We start from the raw sequence: 3478 nt of genomic DNA on the forward strand, positions 1-3478 counted from the left end.
GCCATATTCACCGGATTTAAATCCGATAGAAAAATTCTGGGCTAATATGAAACGATGGATTAAGAATAAAATTACTGAATTCGCAAACTTGTACGAAACTTTAAAAAAGTTTTTTACTGCACCTAATACTATATGATTTACTATATAGCTTTATTACTTTCATTAATAATAGGTGCATATTTCTTCTCATATTCATTTATCAGCTTAACCGGTTCTAATATTTCAAAAACAGATTTTTCCGTTTCTTGCTGTTGTTGTGTTTTAGTCATTTTTGACCAATCTAACATATTAATCATCCTTATCAGTTGTTTTTTTATTTTGTTCTTAACCTTAAGATTAACTCAAAAAATTTCAACTTAGTTAGTTAATTAATTAATTTATTTTAACTAAAAATATGTATGTGATAAAAATATTACAGTTTAGATATTACAATATTTAATATATTAGAAGATGATTTTTATTGCATATATGATAAGAATAAGTTTTATTATAAATAAATATTAATAATTACTTATGTTATGAAAAATAATAAAAACCAAATGTATGTAATAAAAATTTTTATAGCCCTAGCTATGATTACGGGCATAATATTTTTATGTTTATTTTATTCTTCATTAACACCGTCTAAGCTTAAGATTGATGCGAAAACCAGTAGTATGGACGATTCGCTTAAAGTTAAGTTTGCTCTTATAGATCAAGAAGGAAAGAAATTTGATAGTACCCATTTGCAAGGTCATTTAAGTTTAATTTATTTTGGTACTACTTATTCTTTGTATGACAATCAAGCATTAAAAAAAGTAGAAGATATTATTAAGATTTTGAAGAAAGAGAATATTCTAGTACAAGTAGTTTTTATTACTCTAGATCCTGAGTATGATACAAGTGAAGTATTAAAAAAATATTTAGAAAAAATAGATGTTAATTTTATAGGTTTAACAGGAAAAGTACAAGATATCCAGCACTTAGCAGATCAATTTAAGGTCTTTTATACGTTAAAAATATTTGATGCAAAAACAAATAAATATGAATTACAACACTCTAATTTTGTCTATTTAATTAGCAGTCAGGGAAAATTTTTAAAGCATTATTGTTTTAGGTTTGCCGAAAAATGTTGATTAAATAAAAATGTTATTACTGCGAGCTTATAAACGTTGTTGCATAACTCGTTTATGTCATTCCCGCGAAAGCTGGAATCCAGTTTTTTAAGCAAATTATATACTAAACATTTTATATAATTTTTTGTGTTTCTATCATTTTTTTTTCTGAATTCCTGCTTTCGCAGGAATGACACATAAACCATGCCTAATGACTTTATCTAAGCATTTCCTGTTTGCAGAGAAAAATGCATCCCATCAATACCTAAATGCTTTAATGCACTATGCCATTTATTTTCCGGATTATCGGCAAAAATAAATTCTTTGTTGCAATCCATAATCAGCCACAGATTTTTTTCTAATTCTTCTTCAAGCTGCCCTGGTTTCCATGCGGTATAACCAATAATGAATAAACTATTTTTAGGTCCTTTGCCGAAAACTATATCTTCCGAAATTTCTACATTAGAACTTACTGCTAAATCATTATGGAAATCCAACAACAAATTTTTATCATAATCGGTAGAATGAAGAAAAAACCCTTTTTCATGTTCCACAGGACCGCCGAGATATATAGGAACCATAACAAGGTCTGTTGTTTCGTCATTTTTTATTTTAAAAAATGATTTTAAGTCTATATGATTTACCAAGCGGTTAAATATTAATCCTATCGCTCCTTCTTCCGTATGTGATAACATATAAATTAAGGATTTATGGTAAATGCCCTTTGTAATTACATGCGGCGTAGCAACTAGAGTCTTACCGGATAGGTTATGAAAAATTTTATCGCTCATACATAAATTATTATTTATAATATCTTTATAGATCACCTCTTAAAGTATATAAGATTTAAACTAAATTATTCAATAGAAGTTAACAATAATGATCACATTTTTTGATATTACTATTTTTGCTATTATTACTATTTTCTCATTTTTTGGCTTATACCAAGGCATAATCGGGTTTTCAACTAGAATACTCGGTTTTATTACTTCGATAATGTTAGGATATTTCTTATATCCGTATATTTCTGAACTAATCGGGAAATATATGGATAATGAGGTTATAAAAATAATTATCGCCGGTGTTATATCCTATGTTATTTCTTTAATTTTATGTGTTTTTATTGTTTATAAATTTCTTGCTATAATTTCGTTTATGAGAAACGGTTTTATTGATAGATTCTTAGGGCTACTGGCAGGACTTGCCGTAGGTATTGCTATCTCGGTAGTACTATTTTTTATAACAATGATCTTTACTTCTGAGAATTATTTTAAAAGTAAATCTTTAAAAGATTTTGTAGTAAGTAGCAAACAGAGCAAATATGGAGGAGTATTAAAAGTTTCCGTCACCACTGATTATTTAGATGAATTAAGTAAAAATATTATAATTATAATTCCAAACGAGACTTTAAAATCTATTGAAATATTTGAAAATAAAGACCTAAATAATTTCAAAAACTCTTTCAAGAAACCGAATGATTCTAACGATGATGAGGATATATTTTCTCAAGAATTACAAGATGAGCTTTCTAATATAGATGATGAGTAAAGTGTTGTTTTGACGTCATTGCGAGCAGCCGTAGGCTGCGTGGCAATCTCGTCAAACATTCCTGAGATTGCTTCGTCAATTGCTATGCAATTTCCTCGCAATGACGACTACCCATAACCCTTTCCTTCCATTAAACCAACCTATTTCCCTTAAATTTCATAAGCTACTTAATCATAAATAGTTAATAAATATTAACTATTAGTAAATTTATTAATTAATTGTTGAGTGTTGTAAATAAATAATGTATAATGACCAATAAGTTAAGTGGTAAATCATTAAAAACAACAAAGTTATAGGGGAAATTATGACTAATATGAAAAAAACTTTTTTAAATAAACTTTTACTAACAACCAGTAGTATTGGACTACTTGCAAGTATGGAAAGCTTGGCTGCGGATATTGCGGTTAGAAACGGATATATTTCTACGATGAACAATATAGGTTGGGTGAGTAATAATGGGGTTCAAAATGCACCGGCAAATAATGATAATATTATCCTTACACAAGGTGGTCAGATAATTAATTTTGATAACGATATCGCTATAGGTAATGTTAATCTTTATGGATATAATAATGCTGAATTTAGAGTTTCTGATGCTAATCCAAGCCGTAAGGTTAATTAATAACATTGTTAATAATAATCAAGTTCAAGCAGCAGTGCAAAATGCTATAGGAGCACCGCACGGATACGGCGGTAATAATAATGCTAAAGTAGATATATAATGGCCTGAAAAATCAAGACAAAATATATGAACAATGTACTTGGTAATGTTGCTTAAAATTGAGCTGCTATTTGTTCATAATGTTGTACGTAATCCAGATAAACATTCATAGGTT

Annotated in this window: 6 protein-coding genes and 1 pseudogene; 5 read left to right on the plus strand and 2 right to left on the minus strand. The window is 28.3% G+C overall.

Going from position 1 to position 3478, the window contains the following annotated elements; genetic code table 11:
* Positions 1 to 136 (plus strand): transposase (locus AC1Z7D_RS06580; RefSeq protein ID WP_482601297.1); only part of this gene is annotated, 136 nt, incomplete at its 5' end.
* 4 nt (positions 137 to 140) lie between these two features.
* Here AC1Z7D_RS06580 and AC1Z7D_RS06585 read toward each other — a convergent pair.
* Positions 141 to 287, minus strand: a complete 147-nt coding sequence (locus AC1Z7D_RS06585) for a hypothetical protein (protein ID WP_482603025.1) — start codon at positions 285 to 287, stop codon at positions 141 to 143.
* 231 nt (positions 288 to 518) lie between these two features.
* Here AC1Z7D_RS06585 and AC1Z7D_RS06590 point away from each other — a divergent pair.
* Positions 519 to 1119, plus strand: a pseudogene (locus tag AC1Z7D_RS06590) (SCO family protein).
* A 196-nt stretch (positions 1120 to 1315) separates the two neighbouring features.
* Here the strand turns inward: AC1Z7D_RS06590 and AC1Z7D_RS06595 are convergent.
* On the minus strand, positions 1316 to 1885 hold the full coding sequence (locus tag AC1Z7D_RS06595) for a YqgE/AlgH family protein (protein WP_482603027.1): 570 nt from the start codon (positions 1883 to 1885) through the stop codon (positions 1316 to 1318).
* Between the two features lie 88 nt (positions 1886 to 1973).
* Between AC1Z7D_RS06595 and AC1Z7D_RS06600 the strand changes: the two genes are divergently transcribed.
* The 3 genes from AC1Z7D_RS06600 to AC1Z7D_RS06610 all read left to right on the plus strand — a co-directional run bounded on the left by AC1Z7D_RS06600 (position 1974) and on the right by AC1Z7D_RS06610 (position 3364).
* Entirely contained in the window at positions 1974 to 2642 is a 669-nt protein-coding gene (locus AC1Z7D_RS06600) for a CvpA family protein (protein ID WP_482603029.1), read from the plus strand.
* Positions 2643 to 2946: 304 nt separating this feature from the next.
* Positions 2947 to 3264, plus strand: a complete 318-nt coding sequence (locus AC1Z7D_RS06605; RefSeq protein WP_482603031.1) for a hypothetical protein — start codon at positions 2947 to 2949, stop codon at positions 3262 to 3264.
* The gene (locus AC1Z7D_RS06610) at positions 3236 to 3364 is read left to right on the plus strand and encodes a hypothetical protein (RefSeq protein WP_482603033.1); all 129 of its coding nucleotides are present in this window, start codon (positions 3236 to 3238) and stop codon (positions 3362 to 3364) included. Before AC1Z7D_RS06605 ends, AC1Z7D_RS06610 begins: the two co-directional genes overlap by 29 nt.
* The last annotated feature ends 114 nt before the right edge of the window (positions 3365 to 3478 follow it).

Source organism: Rickettsia sp., from assembly GCF_965035265.1.

What these genes read in the sequence shown, in the direction of transcription:
- AC1Z7D_RS06585 (WP_482603025.1), bottom strand. Translation starts at nt 287, where the DNA reads ATGTTAGATTGGTCAAAAATGACTAAAACACAACAACAGCAAGAAACG.
- AC1Z7D_RS06595 (WP_482603027.1), bottom strand. Translation starts at nt 1,885, where the DNA reads ATGAGCGATAAAATTTTTCATAACCTATCCGGTAAGACTCTAGTTGCT.
- AC1Z7D_RS06600 (WP_482603029.1), top strand. Translation starts at nt 1,974, where the DNA reads ATGATCACATTTTTTGATATTACTATTTTTGCTATTATTACTATTTTC.
- AC1Z7D_RS06605 (WP_482603031.1), top strand. Translation starts at nt 2,947, where the DNA reads ATGACTAATATGAAAAAAACTTTTTTAAATAAACTTTTACTAACAACC.
- AC1Z7D_RS06610 (WP_482603033.1), top strand. Translation starts at nt 3,236, where the DNA reads ATGCTAATCCAAGCCGTAAGGTTAATTAATAACATTGTTAATAATAAT.